This window comes from Pseudarthrobacter kochi, assembly GCF_055412805.1.
This window is the reverse complement of sequence record NZ_JBVAYV010000014.1, coordinates 62,222-85,161: the sequence shown is the minus strand read 5'-3', so window position 1 is coordinate 85,161 and position 22,940 is coordinate 62,222. Positions and strand designations below refer to the sequence as shown.

Genomic DNA, 22,940 nt, shown 5'->3' with positions numbered 1-22,940 from the left:
CTCAACGCAAGACCACGCAAAACACTGGACTGGGACACCCCGGCCGAGCGTCTTCGTGATCTACTGGAAGCCAGCTGACCTCGGGTGTTGCATCGACCCCTAGAATCCGCCCTGGCTGGGTATGTCGGCGTTTATCTACCTCACGACTCTGGCGTTCCTGGCGCTGCAGCAGATGTTCATCGTCCTGTTCGGCACCGCGGCCGGCCGCGTGGCCAGTCTGGTGCTGCTGATGCTGCAGCTGAGCTCCTCAGGCGGCACCTATCCGGTGGAGACGACCCCGGTCTTCTTCCAGGTCATGCACCCGTGGATGCCCGCCTCATACGTGGTCTCCGGACTGCGGCAGCTCATCACGGGCGGCATCGACGCTAGACTGTGGCTTTCCGTGCTCGTGCTTGTGGGCATCCTGGTCGGCTCCATCGCCATCAGCGCCTGGAGTGCGTCCCGTCAGCGGATGTGGACCATCACCCGGCTGCACCCCGAGTTGTCCATCTAGGCCTTGGGCCCTTAGCAACACCGACGAAAGGACTGGCAATGCCCCGCGCGACAGGCACAAAACGGGCCATTCTGGATGCCGCGCTTGAACTGGCCGCCACCCGGGGTATCACCGGAACCACGATGGACGACGTCGCCGAGCGCGCCGGTGTGGCCAAAGGCAGCCTGTATTACAACTTCAGCTCCAAGGACAAGCTCTTCGAGGCTCTGTTGCAGGAGGGGGTCGGCGCGCTCGCCGACGCCCTCCAGACGGCGCGGACCGGCCTGCACGGCCGTGCCGCTCTGGAGGCATTGATCATCGTGCTGCTCGATCGCATCGAGGCCAATGCCGGTCTGGCCAAGCTCATGGCGGCCGAGATCTTCCGGACCGACCGGGCCTGGCAGAAGACCCTGTTCGCTCTCCGGCACGACGCACTCGCGGTCTTCGCCGCGGCGATCGCCGAGTCCCGGCCGGCTACTTCGGCGGCCGGCACGAGCAGCCTGATGGCGTCGAGCGTCTTCGGGGCCGTGCTGATGGCGGGCCTGGAGTGGCTCGTCTTCGAGCCGGAGCGCCACCGCGACGAGGTGTCAGCCACCATCCTGGAGTCCCTCTCCGGTGGCCTGCTCGCCTAATCCCGTGATTCGCCGGGGCCCCGACCGGTCGCGGCAGTATCGAGTGTGACCGGCGCAAATCTCTTAGACCAGCCCGAGACCCTCCTGCCCGCGGAACCGGAGGTGACCCAGGCGCTCAGAAGATCCGCGACGCAGGATCTTGCGACCGTGGTGGCCGCGCATCCCAAGTCCTCGCTGGCCTGGTCGGCTCTGGCCGACTACGCGCACAGCCAGGGTCACCTGCTCGAGGCCTACGCGTATGCCCGGGTGGGTTACCACCGCGGCTTCGACGCCCTGCGCAAGGCCGGCTGGCGCCGACGCGGCTCCGGAACCGGTATATCCTTCACGAAGGATATGTCCACACGCGGTGCAGAGGGCGGAGACGGGAATGGCAGAGGAAACTACCGGGAAATCGCCCGGCAGGTGGCGGATCTTCCACGACAAGTTCGTCGTGGAAGAACGCTACATGAGCGAGCGGGACCGTAAGAACCTGTACCGGATCGCCGTCGGCCTGATGGTTCTGGGCGTTGTGCTGTTCGTATCGATCCTTGCCGGTGTCCTCCTGCAGGACGGCCTGACCGCGGGCGACGAACCGGTCCGCTCGTGGCTTCTCACCCTCCGATCCGAACCGCTCACGACCATCATGATCATCCTTGCGATCGTTTTCGGACCTGTAGCACTGCCGATCATCGTCCTGGTGGTGACGGTGGCCTGGGGACTGCTGGCCAAGCACGCCTGGCGGCCGATGCTCCTGGCCGGGGCCATGCTCACCGGTGTGATTCTGGCCCAGATCATCGGGCGCACCATCGGCCGCCAGCGCCCGCCCGTGGACCTTATGCTCTTCGGCGCCGACTTCACCTTCTCCTTCCCGTCAGGCCACGTCCTGGGCGCCTGCGACTTCCTGCTGGTCAGCACCTTCCTGATCTTCTCCCGCCTGCGCAACCGCATGGCCGCAGTCGCAGGCTTCGCGCTGGCCGGCGTCGGAATATTCTTCGCCGCGGCGAGCCGGCTGTACCTGGGCTACCACTGGCTGACTGACGCGCTTGCCTCGCTGTCCATCTCGTTTGTGATCCTGGGCGGCGTGATCGCCCTGGACACCTGGCGGACCGCCCGCATCCGCGGCGAGCAGATCACCGGAACGCTCTCCAAGGCCGATACCCGCCAGGAGTAGTTCCCGGCCGGGGCTCCTTGCAGGGCGTGCACACGGTCAAGACCGAAGGACGCGAGCGTAGTCACAAGCCCCGGCGCGGGCGGAGGCTGTTCAGCTCGCTCTGCAGCCGTGCGTTGACCGCTTCCAGCTCCAGCACCTTGGCTACTCCGGCAAGGTTCAGCCCCTCCTCCAGCAGTTCGCTGATCCGCTGCAGCACCACCAGATCCGCGTGGCTGTACTGGCGTGTTCCTCCGGCGGTGCGGTCTGGCGTCAGCAGGCCCTTCCGCTCGTAGAGCCTGATGTTCTGCTGCCCGGTGCCGACCATTGCGGCCACCACTGAGATCGCGTAAATGCCCAGCTCCCCACCACGTTCCGTCACGGCGCTCCTTCACGTTCTCCGATGTGCCGGCTTTCCCTCTTGCGTCAGTTTCGCACCGGTGCTATAAAAAATCTATATTCACCACCATAGATAATCAGTAAGACTGGATATAGGAAAGAGCACAGAGATCTTGCATGAAGGAGTGGGAAATGATGTTGATGCGTACGGACCCGTTCCGTGAACTGGACCGGCTGACCCAGCGGGTCTTTGGAACTAGGCGGCGCGGCGTCTCTAGCCGCCAGCTTCATCCGGGGCGACGCCCTGGACACGACGCGTGGTCCGCCGCCGGGCGCACACCACCCGCGGCGCCCTGGAGATTCCGGCGCGTCACCACCGCCAGGGGAGCCTGGTCCTGCGGGCTACCCCGGCGCGGTGGAACGAGGTCCGTTGTGACCCGGCCGTCGGGACCACCCGAATGATTCCCGAACCACAGCCAAGAAGCACAGGAGAAGGAGGGCAGCCATGAGCGCATGGCGCCGCTACGATTCGCTGCTGTTGCCGGTCTTCCACGAGCGGTTCGTGGCCCGGTGGGGCGAGGGGACCGCCCCGTTTCTTGATCCGGAGGCCCACGAGGCACCGTTGCCGCGTGCCCAGTGGATTAATATCGACACCGGGGCCGCACTCGCGGTGGTTCCCATCTGGTCCGTCGATGACAGCCAGCACCGGTCTTTTGGCGTCTTCTACCTGCCGCCGGCCGGCGACATCTGGGTGCTTCGGCCGGGGTACACGAGCTACCTGGAGCCCGCGGTGGATGAGCTTGAGCAACTTCAGGCCCTGCGGAACGACGCGTTCAGGAAGGCCGTGGCGCACGCCAAGGAGTTCCTGTTCGGGCCTGAAGCCCCAGTGTCTTGAGTCTCCGCAGGAGCCTTTCCGCAGAAGCTCCGGCACGCTGGCGCCGGTCGTGGCGCGCGGGTGCGCCGCGGCCTAAAATCAGTCAACTGCCGGAAACTACATAGGGGATCCACTGATGAGAGCATCCGCCAAAGACCTGGCCGCCCTGCTGCCGCCGCACTTCACTCTGGGCGTGGCGACCGCAGCCTTCCAGATCGAAGGTGCCCTGGACGAGGACGGACGCGGTCCCTCGGGTTGGGACCACTTCGCTGCCAAGCCCGGTGCGATCGTGGCGGACCACAGCCCCGCGGTTGCCTGCGACCATTACCACCGGATGCCCGAAGACGTGGCCCTGATGAAGGAACTCGGGGTCGATTCCTACCGTTTTTCTTTCTCCTGGTCGCGCATCCAGCCCGGCGGCAGCGGTCCGGTCAACCCCGCGGGCCTCGACTTCTATGACCGGCTGATTGACCTGCTGCTGGCCAACGGCATCGCACCCATGGCCACGCTGTACCACTGGGATACGCCGCTGGAGCTGGACCAGGCCGGCGGCTGGATGAACCGGGACACGGCCTACCGGCTGGGCGAGTTCGCCGCGATCGCCGCGGCCGCGTATGGCGACCGGGTGACCCGCTGGGTGACGGTCAACGAGCCCGCCACGGTCAGCACCAACGGCTACATGCTGGGGATGCACGCGCCGGGCGAGGCGCTTATGCTGAAGGCGCTCCCGAGCGTCCACCACCAGCTGCTGGGCCACGGCTTGTCGCTGCAGGCGCTCCGGGCCGCCAATGTGCCGGGCGAAATCGGGATCACGAATGTCTATTCGCCCATGGTGCCTGCCTCGATCAACCCGCTGGACAAGCTCAGTGCCGGTCTGATGGACACGGCCCAGAACCGGCTTTACGCGGACCCTGTCCTGCTCGGCAAGTACCCCGACACCGTCCGTGCCGCCACCTTCTTCTCCTCCTTCAGCCCGTCCAGTGAGGACATGAAGCTGATCTCCCAGCCCCTGGACTTCTACGGGCTCAACTACTACATGCCGACCCGGGTGGCGTCCGGTCCGGGCGAGGGCGCCGTGCCCAAGGGGATGGCCGAGGCCATGGGCGACGACCTGAGCGGCACCGCGCCCGGCGCCCCGTTCCACATTGCGTCATTCCCGGACACCGAGACCACCGCGTACGGCTGGCCCATCAAACCGGAGTACATGGCCGTCGCGCTTGCGGAAATGGCCGAACGCTACCCCGGCCTTCCGCCGGTCTACATCACCGAGGGCGGGGCTAGCTTCGAAGACCTCGAGATCCGGGACCCGGAAGGCCGGCTCATCATCCCGGACGAACGCCGGGTGAGCTACCTGGCCGACCATATCGCCACCGCCGTTGAAGCGACGTCGCCCGGCGGCGCGGCAGAGTCCATTGACCTGCGGGGATACTACGTGTGGTCGCTGATGGACAACTTCGAATGGTCGGGCGGCTACAAACAGCAATTCGGGCTGCTGCACGTGGACCGCGGGACCCAGGAGCGCACCAGGAAGGCATCGTTTTACTGGCTCCAGGAGGTTCTCGCGGCACGGCACCGGGACCCCGTCCCGGAGGTTCCGGCCGCCGCGGCGGCGGCCAGCCGGCGGGCCGGCGCCTAAAGAACGCCGAGGTCCTGCAGGCCCTTTGCCATGCCGGCACCGTCCGGTGAGTAGATCCACGGAACCTTGGAGCCGGTGTGGTCCCCGGTGTCCGAGTGGCCGCCGGCCAGCACGGCTTCGCTCGCGGAGAGCTGGCGGATGCCGATGGCGGCCACACGGTCGCCGTGCTGCTGGGCGAAATGCGAGTAGATCGATTCGTCGTGCTGGCCGTTGTCTCCGAAGAGCAGCCAGCGCATCTTCGGGAATTCCTCGGCCAGCAGTTCCAGGTTGCGGCGTTTGTGCTCCTGGCCGCTGCGGAACCACCGGTCGTGGGTGAGGCCCCAGTCGGTGAGCAGCAGGGCACCGGAGGGGTACATGTTCCGGGTGATAAAACGTGCCAGGGTGGGGGCCGCGTTCCACGGTCCGGTGGACAGGTAGATCACCGGCGCCTCCGGGTGTTCGACCATCAGTCGGTCCATCAGCACGGCCATGCCAGGCGTCGCCATCCGGGCGCGTTCGTTGAGCACAAAGGTGTTCCAGAGCGCCAGGAAGGGCCGGGGGAGCGCGGTGACCATGATCGTGTCATCGATGTCGGACACGATGCCCAGCTTGGTCTCGGGGGAAATGACGAAGATCTTCGCGGTGACGGGCTCGGTGCCCTCGGCGCGCAGCACCGCGGTGTGCCAGCCCGGAGTGAGCTCCACCTGCACGAGAGTGTCCACAAGTCCGCCGCGGTCGGCCTGCACCCGGGCGGTCACCCCGCCGATCTCGATCTCCACTTTGGAGGACTGCACCGGCACGGAGGTGAACGCCCGCCAGCCGCGGATGTTCTGGTTGCCGTTCTGGGCCGCCTGCTCCGCCCGGCTCCCGGGGTTGGGCCTGCTGGTGAGCACCACCCGGCCGAGCACCCGGACCCAGGTGGTTGACCCGTAGCCCTGGTAGGCGACGGTCTGCGGGATGAAGTCCCAGCGCCGGGCAGTCTTCAGACGGACGCTGTTGACGGTGTCCGAGACCACATGCGCAAGGCGGAAGACCCGGTTGCCGGTGACTGCTTGCTGCCCGGGTGTGTGCTGTGAGGCCAATTCCATGCCTCCACTCTCCCACAGGGCCACGGCGCCCCGTTGACTGTGTCCGGAATCGCCGCGGATCAGGCGTCGCCCAGCAAATGGCGCAGCATCCAGGCGTTCCGCACGGCGTTGCCACCGCCGTCGTTGTTGAAATAGGCAAAGACGTCCTTGCCGGCCGTCTGCCATTCGCGGATCCGCTCCGCCCACCAGCGCAGCTCGTCGTCCGAGTAGGAGCCGCCGTAGAGATACTCCCGGTCCGGGCCATGCAGCCGGAGGTAGACGAAGGCCGCGGTGGCGCGGAGGACGCACGGGAGTCCCGCGCCGCTCATGACGCAGTAGGCAGTGCCGTGCCGTGCCAGCAACGAGTAGACGCCGGGATCGTCCCAGCTGGGGTGGCGGAATTCCACGCTGACCCGGATCCAGTCGGGCACCGCCGCCAGGAAATACGCCAGCCGCGCGTCGTCCCGGGCGAAATCCGGCGGGAGCTGGACCAGCAGCACCGCGCGTTTGTCGCCGAGTTCGTGCCAGCACCGGGCGATCCGCTCGATCCAGGCTTCCGGGGCGTAGAGCCTCTTCCCGTGCGTCAATCCGCGCGGGGCCTTGACGGACAGCAGGAACCCGGGCGGCAGCCGTTGGCGCCAGCTGGCGAAGGAGCTGTCACGGGGCCAGCGGTAGAAGCTGGCGTTGAGCTCCACTGTGGTGAAGTGGGCCGCGTAGTGCGCCAGCCGGTCCCTCGCCGGCAGTCCCGGCGGATAGAGCACGTTCTCCCAGTGCTCATAGCTCCAGCCGCTGGTGCCGATGTGCACCGTCCCGGTCCGGGGTGTGCCCTGGTCCATCCCGCCCGTTCCTTCCCGGCCCGCTGTGCCCGCCTGGTCATCCCCGGCCCGCCCGCCGTCGTGCGGGGCGATGGTCCGAAGTTCCGTGTCAGCTTCTCTGGATCCTAGTCCTCAGGGAAACGGGTGTGGCACTGTAAGTCCCATGGCTCGCATTGAGGATTACGCACTGGTCGGCGATCTGCACACGGCTGCGCTGATCAGCACCGAAGGTTCGATTGACTGGCTGTGCCTGCCGCGCTTTGACTCGCCGGCCTGCTTCAACGCCCTGCTGGACACGCCCCGGGCCGGGCGCTGGCTGCTGGCGCCGGAGGGCGGCGGTGAATGCACGCGGCGGCACTACCGCAAGGGCACCCTCATCCTGGAAACGGAGTGGGAGACGCCCACGGGAAAGGTCAAGGTCATCGACTTCATGCCGCCCCGGGACTCGGTGGCGGACATCGTGCGCATTGTGGTGGGCGTCCGCGGCACGGTGCGGATGCGCGGCGAGCTGGTCCTGCGCTTCGACTACGGCCACATCGTCCCGTGGGTCCGCCACGACGACCGCGGGATCCACGCCATTGCCGGCCCCGACGCCGCGTACCTCGTGACCGGGGCCCCGCTGCGGGGCGAGCGACTGCAGACCATCAGCGACTTCACCGTCAAGGCCGGCGACAGGGTCCCGTTCGTCCTGACCTGGACCCCGAGCCACCTTGGCCGTCCCCGCGCAGTGGACCCGGAACAGGTCCTGGCATCGACGGAGGACTTCTGGCAGCGCTGGTCTGCCAAGTGCGTAGTGACCGGACCCTACCGGGCGGTGGTGCAGCGCTCGCTGATCACACTGAAGGCGCTGACGTTCGCCCCCACCGGAGGAATCGTGGCGGCCGTGACGACCTCGCTGCCGGAGGAGCTGGGCGGCGAACGGAACTGGGACTACCGCTTCTGCTGGCTCCGGGATGCCACCCTGACGCTCCAGGCGCTGCTCGCGGCGGGCTACACGGAGGAGGCCGCCGCCTGGCGCGACTGGCTGCTGCGGGCAGTGGCGGGAGACCCCAAGGACCTGCAGATCATGTACGGCATCCACGGCGAGCGCCGCCTGCCCGAGGTGGAACTGCCCTGGCTGCGGGGGTACGAGGACTCGGCCCCGGTCCGGACCGGCAACGGCGCCGCCGGACAGCTGCAGCTCGATGTCTGGGGCGAGGTGCTGGACTGCCTGTCCCTGACCCGGAACTCGCTGCTGAAAAGCACCGACGAATCCTGGGACGTGCAGCTGGCCCTGATGGACCACCTGGAGACTGTCTGGCAGGAGCCCGACAACGGGCTCTGGGAGATGCGCGGACCGCGGCGGCACTTCACCCACTCCAAGGTGATGGCCTGGGTGGCGGCCGACCGCATGGTCAAAGGCGTCCGGGACTACGGACTGCCCGGACCCGCAGACCGCTGGGAGGAACTCCGGGACACCATCCATGCGGACGTCATGGCCAAGGGCTTCGATGCCGCACGAAACACCTTCGTGCAGTCCTACGGGCGGCCCGAGCTCGATGCGAGCCTGCTGCTTATCCCGCGCGTCGGGTTCCTGCCCCCGGATGACCCGCGCGTGGTCGGGACGATTGATGCCATCCAGCAGGAGCTGACCCACGACGGCTTCCTGCGGCGGTACAAGCCGGCCGAATCCGACGACGGACTACCCGGCGGGGAGGGAGTGTTCCTCGCCTGTTCGTTCTGGCTGGTCGAGGCGCTCCTGGGGGCGGGCCGGCACCACGAGGCACAGGAGCTGTTCGAACGGCTGCTGGCGCTGCGCAACGACGTCGGACTCCTGAGCGAGGAATGGAGCATCGAGGACGGAAGGCAGCTGGGAAATACGCCGCAGGCATTCAGCCATTTTGCCCTCGTGATGAGCGCTTTGGAACTGCATGAGGACGGTGTGCGCCGCAGTGATGCGCCGCACCCGGCCCGTTGACGAAGTCCCTGACGCCGGGAAAGGCGGACCTCCGGATTCCCGGGAAACGGTTTTCATCCATCCCCTAGATAAGTATACTTACTAATATCCCAACGTGGGGTATGAGGATGAAGGAGAGTGCGATGGCTGGATATTTTGAGGTCGTGGACGCGCCCGACGGCGGCTACCGGATCCGGATGCTTGACGGCGCAGGAAGCCTGATGGCTGTCTCGGTCACGTTCCCCACCAAGAAGGCCGCTGTGGCCGGCATCGCCCAGGCCCGCGAAATCGCCGGCACCGGCCTCATCCGCGACCGCAGCGCCGGCCGGCAAGCCGTCGCACCGGCGGCGCCCGCAGCTGCCCTGGCCAGGGTATCCAGAAGGACCGCAGGAGGGACCAGCCGCGGCACCACGCTCTCCGGCGGGTCGCTGGCAGCCGGAAAGCGAGCACGGGCTCATCGCTGACTCGAATCCTGGCGGCCTCCCTGGCCAGGGCCCCGCAGACCCCATGACCGGCCCAACGCCCGGAGCCGGCCGCAAAGCCGCCGTGCTGTTCGACGTCGACGGCACCCTGGTCGACTCGACGTATCTTCACACCCTGGCCTGGTGGCAGGCCTTCCGGCAGGCCGGCCACGACGTGCCGATGGCGAGCATCCACCGCTCGGTCGGGATGGGCGGGGACAAAATCCTCGCCAAACTGCTGCCCGCTGACCGGGACACGGGCGAAGACAGCACCATCATGACCTCGCACGCCGCCGTGTTCTCCACCTTCTGGCCCGCGCTGCGCCCGCTCGAAGGCGCCCGCGCGCTGCTGGCGGGCTGCCACGACGGCGGTCTCGCCGTGGCACTGGCATCCTCCGCCCGGGAACGCGACCTTGACGTGCTGCGGGCCACGATCGGAGCCGACGCCTACATCGACGCCGCCACCAGCTCGGCAGACGCGAAGGAGAGCAAACCCGCCCCGGACATCCTCGTGGCAGCCCTCAACGCCGTGGGTGTGCCGGCAACGGACGCCGTCTACGTGGGCGACGCCGTATGGGACATCTACGCCGCCGGGAAGCTCGGCATCCCGGCCATCGGTCTGACCTGCGGTGGCACCAGCGAAGCGGAACTCCGGGACGCCGGCGCCGTCGAAATCTACCCGGGCCCCCGGGCGCTCCTGGACAACCTCCGGGACAGCGCGATCGGACAGCTCGCCGCCCGCGTCCGCCGGAGCTAGCGGGACCGCCGGCGGCTACAGTGTTTCCATGAATCCACGGGGGGATAGGGAATCCGGACCGCCGCGCCGCCCGCGGCCGGCACAGTTGGTGGTGCCGCTTGCGGCCGTGGCCCTGCTGGCGGTGGGGGCGGTCCTGCTGTCGATGCCGGTGCGGCAGGAGAGTTTCGGCTGGTTTGCCTACGCGCCGCTCTCCCAACAGACCTTCGCCGCCCAGGGCATGCTGATCATGGATGCGGAGAAGTGGGCGGGCGTTGTGTTGGCCGGTCTAGGCCTGGTGACGCTCGCGTTCTGGTCCGGCTACCGTGCCGGCCGGCGGCCCCGCCGCGGCCGCCGCGGGGACGGCCAGGCCTCCGCGGGATGACATTTCGCGGCAATGTTGGCGCGCAACACTGCCGTGAACAGCGAACTCGGCATACGCTAGCCGGATGACACGTCATCACCTGCCCGGCCGGGTGGCCGTAGTAACCGGCGCCGGCTCGGGGATCGGCAGGGCCGTCGCCCGGCTCATGCTCGCTGACGGGTACCGGGTGGTGCTGGCCGGCCGGCGCGAGGCCCAGCTGCTGGAAACCGGGGCCGGACATGCCCAGGCCCTCGCCGTCCCGTGCGACGTCACCGTGCCCGACGACGTCGAGCGGCCTTTCGCCGCCGCCCTCCAGCGCTGGGGACGCGTGGACGTGCTGTTCAACAACGCCGGAGTGTTTGGGCCTGCCGCCTCCGTGGACGAGATCAGCCTCGCGGACTGGGACGCCACCGTGGCCGTGAACCTGACCGGCGCCATGCTCTGCGCCGCTGCCGCCGTGCGGGCCATGAAGGCGCAGTCACCGCAGGGCGGCCGGATCATCAACAACGGCTCGATTGCCGCCCACTCGCCCCGGCCCCGGACGGTGGCCTACACCGTCACCAAGCACGCCATGACCGGGCTCACCAAGAGCATCGAACTGGACGGGCGCGGGTTTGGCATCACCTGCGGGCAGATCGACATCGGCAACACCGCCACGGAGCTGATGGACACGATCGGCGTCGGCTCCGGGGCTGTCCAGGCCGACGGCAGCAGCCGCGTCGAGCCGACCTTCCCGGTCGACGACGCCGCGCGTGCGGTGCTGCTGATGGCCGGGATGCCGCCGTCGGCCAGTGTCGGATCCCTCGTGATCACCGCCGCCGGGATGCCGTTCATCGGGCGCGGGTAGTCGCCGCCGGGGGAGGCCGGCCCTTTAGAGCGGCAGCAGGCCGGACAGGTCGGCGCGCAGACCGGAGGCTGCCACCCGCCCGGCGTCGACGGCGTCTGCCCAGCTCAACTGTCCGCTCACCATCGCAAGCCAGGTGGCGGCGTCGCACTCGATGACGTTCGGCGGAGTGCCACGGGTATGCCGCGGGCCCTCCACACACTGCGTGACGCCGAACGGAGGGACCCGCACCTCCACCGAGTTCCCCGGCGCCCGGGCGGTGACCTCCTCCAGGGTGTAGCGCACCGCCGTCGCCAGCGTGCTGCGGGGGACGGGGACGCCGGCGTCCGGGCCGGTGCCTCCGGCGGCGTCGGACGCCGGAGCGTTGGCGGCCTGCCACGCGGCGAGAGCCGCGCGGCCCTCATCGACGGCGATTCTGCGTCGGGCGACGGCCATGGCTAGTCGAGCAGGGCCGAGACGGCGTGGCCGAGACGGATCTTGCCCACCGGCCGGCCGCCGCCGAGCACGGGGGAGACCACCTTGTCCAGGACGCTGGCAACTTCCGGGACGTCGACGGCGCCGGCAGCCGCGAGCAGGGTCAGCCCGACGAGCGTGGTGGCCCGGATGTTGCCGTCGAGGATCTTGATGGCGACGGAGGCGCCCGCGGGCGTGGCCATCACCAGCACGCCCTCGGCGCCGATCTTGGCGAGGATGCCGAGGTCGTCCATGACGATCGTGTTGCACTCGCCCTTGCCCTGCACCGCCCACGGGTAGTCCAGCATCGACGTGGCGATCGTGGCGGCGCGGGCATTGGAGTTCTTGTCCCCGGGGGCCTTGGCCAGCTTGGAGAAGGCCCGGGCCAGTCCGGTCAGGGACACGGCTGCGACGGGGGCGCCGCAGCCGTCGATGCCGAGGTGGGCGATGCTTTCGCCGCAGTATTCCTCGATCACGGAGCGGATGCGCTGCTGCAGCGGGTGGTTGGGCTCGAGGTAGCTGCGTGTGTCCCAACCGTTCTCGGTGCAGGCCCACAGGAATGCGGCGTGCTTTCCGGAGCAGTTGAACGCCAGCTTGGACTTGCCCCGCTCGGAGCGGACCAGCCAGTTCCGGGCGGTCTCATCCTCGGGCCAGGCGGCCGGGCACTGGAGCTGCTCTTCTTTGACGCCTGCGGCCTTGAGCATGCCCTCGACGACGTCCATGTGGTCCAGCGAGCCGACGTGGCTGCCGCAGGCGATCGCTGCCTGCGCGCCGCGCAGGGGAACACCGGCCTGCATGGAAGCGAGGGCCTGCAGCGGCTTGAGCGTGGACCGGGCGTAGATCGGGGTGGTGATGTCGCCCAGTTCGGTGACGACGGTGCCGTCCCCGGCGATGAGTACGGCGGAGCCGATGTGGCGGGACTCCACAAAGCCGCTGCGTTCAACGACGGCCAGTTCGACGGCAGACTCGACGGTGAAGGTGGCATGCGAATTCAGGGGCATGCCGTAAGTCTATGGTGCCCGGGCGGGGATACCCGGTTATTCCACGGTCACCATCAGTGACTGCCAGCCCGACGCGCCGTCGGGCACCGGATCGGCACGCTTGTCCGTCTGGACCTCGCCGGTGCCGTCGGTGGCGCGGGCCTTGATGTAGTGCGGGCCCGGGGTCGCCTCCCAGTCGAAGGACCACTGCCGCCAGGTGACGAGGGAAGCCTCCGTGGAGAGGGTGGCCTCGGTCCAGGGCCCGTTGTCGATCTGCACCTCAACTTTGGTGATGCCGCGAGTCTGGGCCCAGGCGGTGCCGCCGATCGCGACGCGTCCGGCCGGAACCTTGGCGAAGGACTTCGGGACTTCCACCCGGGCCATGGTCTTGATGGGGCCGCGCTCGGACCAGCCGCGCTGCGTCCAGTACGCCTTGCTGTCCGCGAAACGGGTGACTTCCAGGTCCACCACCCACTTGGTGGCGGAGACGAAGCCGTACAGACCGGGGACGACCATGCGCACGGGGTAGCCGTGTTCCAGGGGCAGGGCTTCGCCGTTCATGCCGATCGCCAGCATGGCGTCGCGGTCGTCCTGCAGGACCTCCAGCGGGGTTGAGGCGCTGAAGCCGTCGATCGAGGTGGAGAGCACCATGTCCGCGCCGTCCTTGGGACCGGCCATCTTGAGCACCTCACGGATGGGCATGCCCAGCCATTTGGCGTTGCCGGCCAGGTTTCCGCCCACCGGGTTGGAGACGCAGGTCAGGGAGACGTGGGATTCGATCAGATCCGCGTCGAGCAGGTCCTGGAAGCTGAGCCGGATTTCCCGGTCCACCAGGCCGTGGACGCGCAGTTCCCAGTCCTGGACGTTGATCTCGGGCACGCTCAGCGCCGTATCGATGCGGTAGAAGTCGTTGTTGGGCGTCAGCCACGGTGTGACCCCGGGCGCCTTGGACTGCACGCCGGCGGGTACGGCGGGGGCCGGCTTCGCCGGGGCGGGGAGCTGAAGGGATTCGCGGGCCTGGGCCACGTTGCTGCGGGCCGCGCTGAGCAGACGGCCGCCGGTCGCGGCTATGGCGGAGGCCGCGGCGGTGACCCCGGTCGCGGCGAAGAAGGCGCGCCGGCTGGTGGCTGGACGTTCGGGATCCTTGGCGGCGAGGTCGGAGGCCATGTCCGGCCACTGCTGCATCCGCCACAGCCGTGTGACCAGGATGCGGAGCACGATCAGGCCGGCCACGGTCCCGATCAGGGAGGGAATCGCGTCCAGCGGCTTCACTCCCGCCCGGGTCACCACGCTGGCGACGATCACCGCGCCCATGAGCAGCACACCGGCGACGCCGAGGGCCCACTTGCGGTACGCCACGATGCCGAGGATGCAGGCGAGGATCAGGATGGAAGCCGCCATGCCGACGAACAGGGCGAGCTTGTCATTGGTGCCGAAGGTGGCGATCGCGAAATCCTTCATCCACGACGGTGTGAAGTCGATGAAGGTCGAACCGAGGGCGATCACCGGCGTTGCCCGCGCCGTGAAGAACGCACCGATCAGTTCCGCCACGGACAGGACGACGGCGGCCGCAGCCACTCCCGCCAGCGCGGCCAGGGCGGTGGGTCCGGACAGCTGCTTCGCGGGTGTCCGTTTGACGGGCCGGGTCCGCGCGGGCTTCCCTGTGTTGAGTCTGTCGGCGCGGGGCGTCTGCGTGCTGGGCTGGTCCATACATGGTCTTCGGAGCCGGGCGGCCCGCGGATTGCCCGCCCGGGGGGCATGCCCTCCCCTGGGACGCAGGCATGGACATGTTGGCATTATGTCCAGTGGGCGCGGCCGGGACTGGGCACGTCCCGTGGGGCGGGAGGCGGGCTTCGGGGGGCATGCCCTCCCCTGCGTTGCAGGGATGGACATTTTGGCACGATGTCCAGTGGGCGCGGCCGGGGCTGGGCATGTCCTGAGGGTACGGAGGCTGGGCATGTCCGGCGGCGGTCACAGCTTAGGAGCCTGCCCGGTCCGCAAAGTACTCTTGGGAACTGTGAAGGTACTTGTCATCGGCCCCGGCGGCCGCGAACACGCCATTGTCCGATCCTTGCTTGCCGACCCGAACGTGTCCGAGGTCCACGCGGCCCCGGGCAACGCCGGCATCAGCAAACTGGTCCCCACGCACGCCATCGACGCGAATGATCCAGACGCCGTCGCCGCCCTGGCCACCAAGCTCACCGTTGACCTCGTCGTCGTCGGCCCCGAGGCGCCGCTTGCCGCCGGAGTGTCCGACGCGGTCCGTGCCGCGGGCATCCCCGTGTTCGGCCCCAGCAAAGCCGCGGCCCAGCTCGAAGCCTCCAAAGCCTTCGCCAAGGAGGTCATGGCCGAGGCCGGTGTCCCCACCGCCATGGCCCGGGTGGCCGGAAATGCCGAGGAAGCCGCCGACGCCCTCGACACCTTCGGCGCCCCCTACGTGGTCAAGGACGATGGCCTCGCCGCAGGCAAGGGCGTTGTTGTCACCAACAACCGGGACGAGGCCCTCGCGCACGCGCAGAGCTGCTTCGACGCCGGCGGCACGGTGGTGATCGAGGAATTCCTCGACGGCCCCGAGGTCTCCGTCTTTGTCCTCTGCGACGGCCGCAACACCGTGGCGCTTTCCCCGGCGCAGGACTTCAAACGGATCTTCGACAACGACGAAGGCCCCAACACCGGCGGCATGGGTGCCTACACCCCGCTGGAATGGGCCCCGGAGGGCCTGGTCCAGGAGGTCCTGGACCGTGTCGCCCAGCCCACGGTCAACCAGATGGCGCACCGCGGCACCCCGTTCGTCGGCGTGCTCTTTGTCGGACTGGCCCTGACCTCCCGCGGCACCCGAGTCATCGAGTTCAATGTCCGCTTCGGCGACCCGGAAACCCAGGCCGTCCTCGCCCGCCTCAAGACCCCGCTCGGGGGGCTGCTGATGGCGGCCGCCAAGGGCGAACTGGACAAGGTCCAGCCGCTGCGCTGGTCGAAGGAAACGGCCATCGCCGTCGTCGTCGCCGCCGAAAACTACCCCGACGCCCCGCGGACCGGGGACCGCATCCGCGGACTCAAGAAAGTCGAGTCGATCGAGGGCGTCCACGTGATCCACGCCGGCACCAGGCTCGACGACGAAGGCAAGGTCGTGTCCGCCGGCGGACGGGTCCTCGCCGTGGTGGCCCTTGGAACGGACCTGGTGGAGGCCCGGGAACGGGCGTACGACGGCGTCGAACTGGTCCAGCTGGAGGGCAGCCAGTTCCGCACCGACATCGGCGGCAAGGCAGCCCGCGGCGAGATCAAAGTCCAGACCCCCGGTACTACCGCTGCCACGAAAGCGAAGGCCTGAGCATGACCACCTCCGAACCCGCCGTACCGGACGCCACCGAACCCGTCCCGCCGGCCCCGAGGGGCGGCCTGGACACGGCGACCCCCGACCTGCCCGGCTGGAAGCACATCTACTCCGGGAAGGTCCGCGACCTCTATGTTCCGGCGGATGCGTCCATCACGGAGCGCATCGGCCAGGAATGCGTCCTGGTCGTGGCCAGCGACCGCATCAGCGCCTACGACCACGTCCTGGCCAGCGAGATCCCGGACAAGGGCCGCATCCTGACCCAGCTGAGCCTGTGGTGGTTCGAGCAGCTCGGCGTGGCCCACCACGTGCTTGCGTCCACGGTCGAGGCCGGTGTGCCCGCCGCCGTGGAAGGGCGCGCGATGATCTGCAAGAAGCTGGATATGTTCCCGGTCGAATGCATCGCCCGGGGCTACCTCACCGGTTCGGGGCTCGAGGAGTACCGGCAGTCCCGCACCGTGTGCAGCCTCCCGCTGCCCGAAGGCCTGGTGGACGGGTCACGGCTCGACGACGCCATCTTCACCCCCTCGGCGAAAGCCGAAGTGGGCGAGCACGACGAGAACATTACCTACGGCGCCGTCGTCGAAACGGTGGGAGAGGACGTCGCCGCGCGGCTGCGCGAACTCACGCTGGAGATCTACACCAAGGCCGAGGCGATCGCCCGCGGCCGCGGCATCATCCTCGCCGACACCAAAGTGGAATTCGGCTTCGACGCCGCCACCGGGCTCATCACGCTCGGCGATGAGGTGCTCACCCCGGATTCCTCACGGTTCTGGGACGCCGCCACATACGAGCCGGGCAAGGCCCAGCCGTCCTACGACAAGCAGTACGTCCGTGACTGGCTGACCTCCGCCGAATCCGGCTGGGACCGGTCCTCGGACGTGCCCCCGCCGGCGCTGCCGGCCGACGTCGTCGCCCGCACCCGCAGCCGCTACGTCGAAGCCTACGAAAAGCTCACCGGCCGGACGTTCGCCTAGGACCCGGGGCAGCTAGGTTCCGGCCGCCGCCTGCGCGCGGCGCTGGGCCAGCCGGATTTCCAGCACGGCGTCCATCGCCTGCTGGACCCGGTCCGAGGCGCCGGCTGCACTGAATTCCTTCTGGGCTTCCTCCAGATAGATGAGGGCCTCGTCGGATTCGCCGGCGGCCTTGAGTGCCTTGCCGAGCAGCAGGGCCACCTCGCCGGCGACGTGCTTGGCCAGTGCGTCCTTCTCGGCGTGGATCTCCCGCAATTTCTGGACGGCCGCCACAATATCGCCGGTCAGGTAGAGCCAGCGGGCCCGGATGAACGCGACCTCCAGCTGGTCCGTCTTGTTGCCGCCCACGATCGAGAGCGCCAGCTCGGCGCGTTCGATCGACGTCAGCGTTTCGGGCTCGACGATCCCGGAGGACAGGCGCACAGCGGCGGAGGCTTTGTTGAACCGCGCCCAGAGGTCGATGTCGTTGGCGGGGGAGAGCAGCTGTGCCGCCCGCTCGTGGTACTTGATGCCTTCGGTGTAGTCATGGCGCATGAAGGCCACGTTGCCGATCACCCAGGCGACTTCGCCGGCGAGCTGGGTCATGGAATGGTCGTCCATCTGCTCGTTCATGGCCTGGCAGTATTCCCAGGCCTCATCCAGCCGGCCGCTTTCGGCAAGGGCCCCGATGAGGGCCCGCAGCGCGCCGATGATCAGCGTGGAACCCTTGGGCAGTTCGGCGCAGAGCCGCACCGCTTCCTGCGCGTGCTCGACGGCGACTGCCAGCTGGCCCTGGCCGTGGCACACGGCCGCGAGCATCTGCCGTGCACGAACGCCCAGGCCCGCCGACTCGGCGGCCATCGGATGGTCCAGGAGCCGCTGGACAAGGTCCTGGCATTCCTTGAGCTGGCCCTGCTTCATGAGGCACTCGGCTTGCATGTAGCTCATGTTCCACCAGGCGCTGGTGTTCCGGGCGTCGAGGGCAATCTGGGCTGCCGCAGCAGCGTGGGTCGCGGCCAGCGGGTAGTCCCGCAGGTCCCACGCCTGACGTGCATAGAGGCCCGCCAGGACGTATTCGGCGTCGCTGACCGACACCGGCTGGCTCCAGGCTTCCAGCGCTTTGGGGGCGAGTTCGAGCCGACGGGCGAGCTCCTCGATCACATCCGCGGTAGGTTCGCGCCGCCCGGTCTCCAGGAGGGAGATGTAGCTGGGCGAGTACAGATCGCGGCCCAGTTCCGCCTGCGTCAGGCCTCGCTCGAGCCGTTCCGCTCGGAGTTTCTCCCCGAATCCGTTCCCCACGGGTTCCTCCTAATTCCGGACAGTCTTTGTACTAAATGCTTGACAGTCTCTGTGCAAGCCATTTTACAATGTATGTCAACAAGGGCTCGTGCTGGCTTTGCAATGTGTCCGACTCGCGTTTCCGACTCGTATTGAGGAACCCACATGATTAAGAAGATTGCAGCTTCTGTCGCCTTGGCGGGGGCGCTGGCTCTCTCCGCAGCGGCTCCGGCCGTCCTGTCGATAAGTGCTATCGGCAACTGGCCGGATCCGATGGGCACCACCCTGTCGATCGGCAACTGGCCCGATCCCATGAGCTCAACCCGGGGAAGCCTCTCGGCGATTGGCAACTGGCCGGACCCGATGACCTTCGCCACCAACATCGGCAACTGGCCGGACCCGATGTAAGCAGTCCCTCTCTTGATGGCTCCGGGTCACCTGCGCAGGTGTCCCGGAGCTTTTTTGCCCTGGCACCCTCATCGGCTGCTCCATAACGGCCCTTCTGAGGGGTCAAAACGGCAGTTGTGGAGCAGTCGATGGGGGTTTCGACGGCGGCCCCGGGCAGCCGCCGCCCGGCGCGCACACAGCGGGCACACAAAGAAGAGGGCCTTCCAGCTGGAAGGCCCTCTTCTTGATTGGTCGGGATGACAGGATTTGAACCTGCGACCTCGTCGTCCCGAACGACGCGCGCTACCAAGCTGCGCCACATCCCGATCCGTTACTTCAAAAGCAACTTCACAAGAGTATCCGATGGGGGCCCCGGATGCGAAATCGTGCCGCCCCGGTCGGTTCAGACCAGCGAATCTTTCCAGGCCCCGTGCAGCTGTGCGAAGCGGCCGCCGCCGCCGATCAGCTCCGCCGGGGTGCCGTCCTCGACCACGCGCCCGTCGTGCACCACGAGGACCCGGTCGGCGGTCTCCACCGTGGACAGGCGGTGCGCGATGATAAGGGCGGTCCGGCCGGTGCCGGCGCCGATTCCCTGCAGCAGCCCGGCGAGGCCGGCCTGCACGAGCCGCTCGGACGGGATGTCCAGTGAGGACGTGGCCTCGTCGAGGATCAGCACGGCAGGCCGGGCCAGGAAAGCCCGGGCGAAGCTGATCAGTTGGCGTTGCCCGGCGGAAACCCGGCCGCCGCGCTTGTTGACGTCCGTGTCGTAGCCTTCCGGGAGCTCCTGGATGAACTCGTGCGCGCCCACCGCCTTGGCGGCAGCCTCGATCTCCTCACGGGAGGCGCCGGGCCGGCCCAGGGCGATGTTGTCCGCCACGGATCCGCTGAACAGGAAGGCCTCCTGGGTGACCATCACGACGTTCCGCCGCAGATCCGCCGTCGCAAGCTCCCGCAGGTCCACGCCGTCGAGCGTGAGGGAACCTGCCGAGACGTCGTAGAAGCGGGCGATCAGCTTGGCGAAGGTGGATTTGCCGGCGCCGGTCTGGCCGACCAGCGCCACGGTCTGGCCGGCGGGGATGTGCAGGTCCATGGTGGGGATGATGACCGGGCCGTCGCCGTAGCGGAATTCGACGCCTTTGAAGTCGATGGTTCCCTTGGCATCGTGCAGGGCCTCCGGGTTCCTGGGCGGCCGGACGGTGGGGACTTCCTCGAGGAGGCCGGAGACTTTCTCCAGCGCCGCCTGGGCGCTCTGGAAGGAGTTGTAGAACATGGCCATCTGGTCCACCGGCTGGAAGAAGCGTTTGGTGGACAGGATCAGGGCCAGCAGCACACCGACGGCGAGGTCGCCGCTGAGCACCCGGAAGCCGCCGAAGAGCAGGACGACGGCGACGCAGACATTGCCGATCAGCACCAGGCCGGGCTGGAGGATGCCGTTGAGGTTGATGGAGCGGACCGTGACTTTGCGGTAGTCCTCGGAGAGTCCGGCGTACTGGGCGGCGTTTTCGCGTTCCTTCCGGAAGGCCTTGACCGCGCGGATGCCGGTCATGGTTTCGACGAAGTGCACGATGAGCCGGGCCGAGACGACGCGGGATTCGCGGAACGCGATCTCGGAGTGCTTCTGGTACCAGCGGGCCAGGAAGTACATCGGCACGCCGGCGGCCAGGACCAGGAGCCCGCTGCGCCAGTCGAGGGCGAACACGGTCACGGCGGTGAAGACCATAAACAGCATCCCCGACGCCAGCGAGCTGATCCCGGAGTCCAGAAGTTCGCGCAGCGCTTCCAGGTCCGAGGTCTGCCGGGCAATGATCCGGCCAGAGGTGTACTTTTCGTGGAATTCCAGGCTGAGCCGCTGGGTGTGCCGGAAGACCCGGACGCGCAGGTCCAGCAGCATCGCCTGGCTGAGTCTTGCTGTCGAGGTTACGTACAGGGCCGTGAGGCACGCCGTCGCGACGGCGGCGGCGAGGTAGGCAGCCCCGGTGAGCAGCAGCGGGAGGTTGTCGCCGGCGCGCAGGGCCGGCAGGGCCCGGTCGATGCCGAACGCTATCAGCGCAGGCCCGGCGACCCGCGCCGCCTGGGACAGCACGACGGCGGCAATCGTCAGCCAGAACCGCCGGCGGACCGGGCGGATGAGCGAGCCCAGCAGGGCAAGGGAGCGGCGCCGGACGGTCTTGCTCTCGCTCTTGGACAGATGCGCGTTGTCCTCGTTCGCGGTGCCGAAGGTGGCGCTGCTCATCGGGAAACCTCCTCGGCGTTGAGCCCTGACAGATCGGCGTCCAGCAGATCGGAGTCCAGGTCCCGCGGTTCCGGGTCGAGGCTGGCGATCACGTAGCGGTAGTGGCGGTTCGCGGCGAGCAGTTCGGTGTGGGTTCCGACGGCGGTGATCCGGCCGCCCTCCAGCAGCGCCACCCGGTCCGCCAGCGCCACGGTGGACGGCCGGTGGGCCACGATCAGCGTCGTGGTGTCGGAGAGCACCTCCCGCAACCGGGTCTCGACGAGTTCCTCGGTGTGGACGTCCAGGGCGGAGAGCGGATCGTCCAGGACCAGGACCCTGGGCCGGGCGGCAATGGCGCGGGCCAGGGCGATGCGCTGGCGCTGGCCGCCGGAAAGGCTGAGCCCCTCCTCGCCGATCAGGGTGTCCAGGCCGTTCGGCAGCGAGTAGGCAAAGTGGGCCTGGGCGACGTCGAGCGCCTCCTCCAGGGCCTCCTCGCGGCGCTCGGCCGGGAGTCCGGCGGGGGCGCCGAGCATCACGTTGTCGCGGACCGAACTGGAGAACAGGGTGGTGTCCTCAAACGCGACGGCGACAACCGTGCGGAGCTCCTCGACGCTGAACTCGCGCAGGTCCACCCCGTCGATCGTGATGGAACCGTCGGTGACCTCGTAGAGCCGGGGAACCAGCTGGAGCAGGGCGCTCTTTCCGCTGCCCGTGATGCCCACCAGGGCCATGGTTTCGCCGGGCCTGATGTCCAGGTTGATGTCTTTGAGGATCGGTTTGTCCGGGGCGTCCTCATACGCGAAGGTCGCTGCGTTGAAGCTGAGGGCGCCCTTCAGCTCGGCGGGGCGGCGGGGCTGTCCGGGGCTGGTGATGGTGTTCACCGAGTCCATCACCTCGAAGTGCCGGTCCACGGCAGTCTTGGCGGTGAGGGCCATCGCCAGCAGCATGCCGCAGAACTCCACCGGCGTGGCGATGACGGCGGCGGTGGCGAAGAACGCCACGAGGGCGCCGATGCTCAGCTCACCGGTGGAGGCCAGCATGACGCCGACGACGAGACCGGCGCCGAGAGCCAGCTCGGGCAGGAGGGTAACGACCAGGCTGAAGGTGGCGAGGTGCTTGGCCTTGGCAATCTCCGTCTGGCGGAGCTCCTCGGCCTGCTCGTTGAAGTTTTCCAGCGCCTCGCGGCTGCGGCCGAATGCCTTGAGCACGCGGATCCCGTGGACCGATTCCTCGACCGTGGTGGCGAGGTCGCCGGCCTGGTCCTGGCTCCGGCGCGCCACCTTGCTGAAGCGGGTGCGGAACCGGAAACCATAAATCATGATCGGCACCGCCGCGGCAAGGAAAATCAGCGCCAGCTGCCAGCTCATCGTGAACATCACGACGACGCCGATCACCACGGTCAGGGTGGTCACCACGAGCATGATCGCGCCGAAGGCCATCCAGCGGCGCAGGAAGTTCAGGTCCGTCATGGCGCGGGAGAGCAGCTGCCCGGAGCCCCAACGGTCATGGAAGGAGACCGTCAGGTCCTGCAGATGGCCGTAAAGGGACACCCGCATCCGGGTCTCGACCGTGGTGGCGGGATTGATCACGAACTGCCGGCGCAGCGCCACGAGACCGGCTTCGGCAATGCCGAGGCCGAGGATGCTGAGGGAGGCGATCCAGACCGCGTCCGTGCTGCCGCCGGGCTGGAGGGACTGGTTGACCAGCACCCGCAGCACCTGGGGGATGGTCAGGGCCACCACGCTCGCGAGCAAGGCGCACAGCAGCCCCATGACCAGCCGCGGAATGATCGGCCTGACGTGGGGATAGAGACGGCTGATAGAGGAGAAAAATGAGGTCTGCTTGGCCATGCCTGCTTCTTAAAACGCAACTGCGAATAACTAACGCAACTGGATGTAGTTTCCTGTAGCAACTACCCTAGGCCATCGGGTGACCGGGTTCACAGGTATCTCGACAGCATCAGCATCTCGCCCAGTAATTACATTCCGCAATGGCCGCCGGGTGTGCCGCTGCACCGCAGGACATGTCCAGTCCTGGGTGCGAGGAGTGGGCATAAGCCCGGACGCAC

Annotated in this window: 23 protein-coding genes and 1 tRNA gene; 14 read left to right on the top strand and 10 right to left on the bottom strand. The window is 68.1% G+C overall.

What is annotated here, in order from left to right:
• Nucleotides 1-121 precede the first annotated feature (121 nt).
• From ACZY0Y_RS09480 to ACZY0Y_RS09465, 4 genes are read left to right on the top strand one after another with little or no spacing between them, the layout of a single operon-like run.
• Nucleotides 122-493, top strand: coding sequence for a YhgE/Pip family protein (locus ACZY0Y_RS09480; protein WP_463957623.1), 372 nt, complete (start codon nucleotides 122-124; stop codon nucleotides 491-493).
• Nucleotides 494-531: 38 nt separating this feature from the next.
• Nucleotides 532-1,104, top strand: a complete 573-nt coding sequence (locus ACZY0Y_RS09475; protein WP_463882450.1) for a TetR/AcrR family transcriptional regulator — start codon at nucleotides 532-534, stop codon at nucleotides 1,102-1,104.
• Between the two features lie 45 nt (nucleotides 1,105-1,149).
• Nucleotides 1,150-1,569, top strand: a complete 420-nt coding sequence (locus ACZY0Y_RS09470; protein WP_463957621.1) for a DUF3151 family protein — start codon at nucleotides 1,150-1,152, stop codon at nucleotides 1,567-1,569.
• Nucleotides 1,472-2,254, top strand: coding sequence for a phosphatase PAP2 family protein (locus ACZY0Y_RS09465; protein ID WP_463957619.1), 783 nt, complete (start codon nucleotides 1,472-1,474; stop codon nucleotides 2,252-2,254). The genes ACZY0Y_RS09470 and ACZY0Y_RS09465 overlap by 98 nt, the downstream gene beginning before the upstream one ends.
• Before the next feature lie 61 nt (nucleotides 2,255-2,315).
• Here ACZY0Y_RS09465 and ACZY0Y_RS09460 read toward each other — a convergent pair whose 3' ends face one another.
• The gene (locus ACZY0Y_RS09460; protein WP_463957617.1) at nucleotides 2,316-2,612 is read right to left on the bottom strand and encodes a MerR family transcriptional regulator; all 297 of its coding nucleotides are present in this window, start codon (nucleotides 2,610-2,612) and stop codon (nucleotides 2,316-2,318) included.
• Between the two features lie 462 nt (nucleotides 2,613-3,074).
• On the opposite strand from ACZY0Y_RS09460, the gene ACZY0Y_RS09455 reads away from it, so the two are divergent.
• Nucleotides 3,075-3,464, top strand: a complete 390-nt coding sequence (locus ACZY0Y_RS09455) for a hypothetical protein (RefSeq protein ID WP_463957615.1) — start codon at nucleotides 3,075-3,077, stop codon at nucleotides 3,462-3,464.
• A 115-nt stretch (nucleotides 3,465-3,579) separates the two neighbouring features.
• Complete coding sequence (locus ACZY0Y_RS09450) at nucleotides 3,580-5,079, top strand: glycoside hydrolase family 1 protein (protein ID WP_463957613.1); 1,500 nt, start codon at nucleotides 3,580-3,582, stop codon at nucleotides 5,077-5,079.
• Here the strand turns inward: ACZY0Y_RS09450 and ACZY0Y_RS09445 are convergent.
• Together ACZY0Y_RS09445 and ACZY0Y_RS09440 are read right to left on the bottom strand one after the other, a co-directional pair.
• Nucleotides 5,076-6,146: an App1 family protein phosphatidate phosphatase gene (locus ACZY0Y_RS09445; protein ID WP_463957611.1), complete on the bottom strand. Its 1,071-nt coding sequence runs from the start codon at nucleotides 6,144-6,146 to the stop codon at nucleotides 5,076-5,078. The two genes, ACZY0Y_RS09450 and ACZY0Y_RS09445, sit on opposite strands and share 4 nt — an antisense overlap.
• 59 nt (nucleotides 6,147-6,205) lie before the next feature.
• Nucleotides 6,206-6,961: a DUF72 domain-containing protein gene (locus ACZY0Y_RS09440; RefSeq protein WP_463957609.1), complete on the bottom strand. Its 756-nt coding sequence runs from the start codon at nucleotides 6,959-6,961 to the stop codon at nucleotides 6,206-6,208.
• 142 nt (nucleotides 6,962-7,103) lie between these two features.
• On the opposite strand from ACZY0Y_RS09440, the gene ACZY0Y_RS09435 reads away from it, so the two are divergent.
• The 5 genes from ACZY0Y_RS09435 (at nucleotide 7,104) to ACZY0Y_RS09415 (ending at nucleotide 11,281) form a co-directional block, all read left to right on the top strand.
• Nucleotides 7,104-8,897 carry a glycoside hydrolase family 15 protein gene (locus tag ACZY0Y_RS09435; RefSeq protein ID WP_463957607.1) on the top strand — a complete coding sequence of 598 codons (1,794 nt, stop codon included), beginning with the start codon at nucleotides 7,104-7,106 and terminating at the stop codon, nucleotides 8,895-8,897.
• A gap of 122 nt (nucleotides 8,898-9,019) precedes the next feature.
• The gene (locus tag ACZY0Y_RS09430; protein ID WP_463957605.1) at nucleotides 9,020-9,340 is read left to right on the top strand and encodes a YegP family protein; all 321 of its coding nucleotides are present in this window, start codon (nucleotides 9,020-9,022) and stop codon (nucleotides 9,338-9,340) included.
• A 43-nt stretch (nucleotides 9,341-9,383) separates the two neighbouring features.
• Complete coding sequence (locus ACZY0Y_RS09425; protein ID WP_463882473.1) at nucleotides 9,384-10,094, top strand: HAD family hydrolase; 711 nt, start codon at nucleotides 9,384-9,386, stop codon at nucleotides 10,092-10,094.
• A gap of 28 nt (nucleotides 10,095-10,122) precedes the next feature.
• Nucleotides 10,123-10,455 (top strand): hypothetical protein, encoded by a 333-nt coding sequence (locus ACZY0Y_RS09420; RefSeq protein WP_463957603.1) that lies wholly within the window; start codon nucleotides 10,123-10,125, stop codon nucleotides 10,453-10,455.
• A gap of 64 nt (nucleotides 10,456-10,519) precedes the next feature.
• Nucleotides 10,520-11,281 carry an SDR family oxidoreductase gene (locus ACZY0Y_RS09415; protein WP_463882477.1) on the top strand — a complete coding sequence of 254 codons (762 nt, stop codon included), beginning with the start codon at nucleotides 10,520-10,522 and terminating at the stop codon, nucleotides 11,279-11,281.
• A gap of 24 nt (nucleotides 11,282-11,305) precedes the next feature.
• On the opposite strand, the gene ACZY0Y_RS09410 is transcribed toward ACZY0Y_RS09415, so the two are convergent.
• Genes ACZY0Y_RS09410 through ACZY0Y_RS09400 form a run of 3 tightly spaced genes read right to left on the bottom strand, consistent with a single transcriptional unit; the run spans nucleotide 11,306 to nucleotide 14,421 of the window.
• The gene (locus tag ACZY0Y_RS09410) at nucleotides 11,306-11,713 is read right to left on the bottom strand and encodes a sterol carrier family protein (protein ID WP_463957601.1); all 408 of its coding nucleotides are present in this window, start codon (nucleotides 11,711-11,713) and stop codon (nucleotides 11,306-11,308) included.
• A 2-nt stretch (nucleotides 11,714-11,715) separates the two neighbouring features.
• Nucleotides 11,716-12,732, bottom strand: a complete 1,017-nt coding sequence (locus ACZY0Y_RS09405) for an asparaginase (protein ID WP_463882481.1) — start codon at nucleotides 12,730-12,732, stop codon at nucleotides 11,716-11,718.
• 36 nt (nucleotides 12,733-12,768) lie between these two features.
• On the bottom strand, nucleotides 12,769-14,421 hold the full coding sequence (locus ACZY0Y_RS09400) for a molybdopterin-dependent oxidoreductase (protein ID WP_463957599.1): 1,653 nt from the start codon (nucleotides 14,419-14,421) through the stop codon (nucleotides 12,769-12,771).
• Between the two features lie 307 nt (nucleotides 14,422-14,728).
• Between ACZY0Y_RS09400 and purD the strand changes: the two genes are divergently transcribed.
• Together purD and ACZY0Y_RS09390 are read left to right on the top strand one after the other, a co-directional pair.
• A complete protein-coding gene (gene purD / locus ACZY0Y_RS09395; protein WP_463882486.1) occupies nucleotides 14,729-16,039 on the top strand; it encodes a phosphoribosylamine--glycine ligase in 1,311 nt (436 codons plus the stop codon).
• A gap of 2 nt (nucleotides 16,040-16,041) precedes the next feature.
• On the top strand, nucleotides 16,042-17,019 hold the full coding sequence (locus ACZY0Y_RS09390) for a phosphoribosylaminoimidazolesuccinocarboxamide synthase (protein ID WP_463957597.1): 978 nt from the start codon (nucleotides 16,042-16,044) through the stop codon (nucleotides 17,017-17,019).
• A gap of 12 nt (nucleotides 17,020-17,031) precedes the next feature.
• Here ACZY0Y_RS09390 and ACZY0Y_RS09385 read toward each other — a convergent pair whose 3' ends face one another.
• Entirely contained in the window at nucleotides 17,032-18,294 is a 1,263-nt protein-coding gene (locus tag ACZY0Y_RS09385) for a helix-turn-helix domain-containing protein (protein WP_463882490.1), read from the bottom strand.
• A gap of 144 nt (nucleotides 18,295-18,438) precedes the next feature.
• Here ACZY0Y_RS09385 and ACZY0Y_RS09380 point away from each other — a divergent pair, with 144 nt between their 5' ends.
• Nucleotides 18,439-18,681, top strand: coding sequence for a hypothetical protein (locus tag ACZY0Y_RS09380; protein WP_463882492.1), 243 nt, complete (start codon nucleotides 18,439-18,441; stop codon nucleotides 18,679-18,681).
• Nucleotides 18,682-18,909: 228 nt separating this feature from the next.
• On the opposite strand, the gene ACZY0Y_RS09375 is transcribed toward ACZY0Y_RS09380, so the two are convergent.
• From ACZY0Y_RS09375 to ACZY0Y_RS09365, 3 genes are all read right to left on the bottom strand, one after another.
• Nucleotides 18,910-18,986: transfer RNA gene (locus ACZY0Y_RS09375), tRNA-Pro, on the bottom strand.
• Nucleotides 18,987-19,063: 77 nt separating this feature from the next.
• Nucleotides 19,064-20,893, bottom strand: coding sequence for an ABC transporter ATP-binding protein (locus ACZY0Y_RS09370; RefSeq protein WP_463883639.1), 1,830 nt, complete (start codon nucleotides 20,891-20,893; stop codon nucleotides 19,064-19,066).
• Nucleotides 20,890-22,722, bottom strand: a complete 1,833-nt coding sequence (locus ACZY0Y_RS09365; RefSeq protein WP_463957595.1) for an ABC transporter ATP-binding protein — start codon at nucleotides 22,720-22,722, stop codon at nucleotides 20,890-20,892. Before ACZY0Y_RS09365 ends, ACZY0Y_RS09370 begins: the two co-directional genes overlap by 4 nt.
• Nucleotides 22,723-22,940: the final 218 nt, after the last annotated feature.

Excerpts from the sequence above, each read along its gene's own strand:
- ACZY0Y_RS09480 (WP_463957623.1), top strand. The coding sequence starts at position 122 with ATGTCGGCGTTTATCTACCTCACGACTCTGGCGTTCCTGGCGCTGCAG.
- ACZY0Y_RS09475 (WP_463882450.1), top strand. The coding sequence starts at position 532 with ATGCCCCGCGCGACAGGCACAAAACGGGCCATTCTGGATGCCGCGCTT.
- ACZY0Y_RS09465 (WP_463957619.1), top strand. The coding sequence starts at position 1,472 with ATGGCAGAGGAAACTACCGGGAAATCGCCCGGCAGGTGGCGGATCTTC.
- ACZY0Y_RS09455 (WP_463957615.1), top strand. The coding sequence starts at position 3,075 with ATGAGCGCATGGCGCCGCTACGATTCGCTGCTGTTGCCGGTCTTCCAC.
- ACZY0Y_RS09450 (WP_463957613.1), top strand. The coding sequence starts at position 3,580 with ATGAGAGCATCCGCCAAAGACCTGGCCGCCCTGCTGCCGCCGCACTTC.
- ACZY0Y_RS09445 (WP_463957611.1), bottom strand. The coding sequence starts at position 6,146 with ATGGAATTGGCCTCACAGCACACACCCGGGCAGCAAGCAGTCACCGGC.
- ACZY0Y_RS09440 (WP_463957609.1), bottom strand. The coding sequence starts at position 6,961 with ATGGACCAGGGCACACCCCGGACCGGGACGGTGCACATCGGCACCAGC.
- ACZY0Y_RS09435 (WP_463957607.1), top strand. The coding sequence starts at position 7,104 with ATGGCTCGCATTGAGGATTACGCACTGGTCGGCGATCTGCACACGGCT.
- ACZY0Y_RS09430 (WP_463957605.1), top strand. The coding sequence starts at position 9,020 with ATGGCTGGATATTTTGAGGTCGTGGACGCGCCCGACGGCGGCTACCGG.
- ACZY0Y_RS09425 (WP_463882473.1), top strand. The coding sequence starts at position 9,384 with ATGACCGGCCCAACGCCCGGAGCCGGCCGCAAAGCCGCCGTGCTGTTC.
- ACZY0Y_RS09420 (WP_463957603.1), top strand. The coding sequence starts at position 10,123 with ATGAATCCACGGGGGGATAGGGAATCCGGACCGCCGCGCCGCCCGCGG.
- ACZY0Y_RS09415 (WP_463882477.1), top strand. The coding sequence starts at position 10,520 with ATGACACGTCATCACCTGCCCGGCCGGGTGGCCGTAGTAACCGGCGCC.
- ACZY0Y_RS09410 (WP_463957601.1), bottom strand. The coding sequence starts at position 11,713 with ATGGCCGTCGCCCGACGCAGAATCGCCGTCGATGAGGGCCGCGCGGCT.
- ACZY0Y_RS09405 (WP_463882481.1), bottom strand. The coding sequence starts at position 12,732 with ATGCCCCTGAATTCGCATGCCACCTTCACCGTCGAGTCTGCCGTCGAA.
- ACZY0Y_RS09400 (WP_463957599.1), bottom strand. The coding sequence starts at position 14,421 with ATGGACCAGCCCAGCACGCAGACGCCCCGCGCCGACAGACTCAACACA.
- ACZY0Y_RS09390 (WP_463957597.1), top strand. The coding sequence starts at position 16,042 with ATGACCACCTCCGAACCCGCCGTACCGGACGCCACCGAACCCGTCCCG.
- ACZY0Y_RS09380 (WP_463882492.1), top strand. The coding sequence starts at position 18,439 with ATGATTAAGAAGATTGCAGCTTCTGTCGCCTTGGCGGGGGCGCTGGCT.
- ACZY0Y_RS09370 (WP_463883639.1), bottom strand. The coding sequence starts at position 20,893 with ATGAGCAGCGCCACCTTCGGCACCGCGAACGAGGACAACGCGCATCTG.
- ACZY0Y_RS09365 (WP_463957595.1), bottom strand. The coding sequence starts at position 22,722 with ATGGCCAAGCAGACCTCATTTTTCTCCTCTATCAGCCGTCTCTATCCC.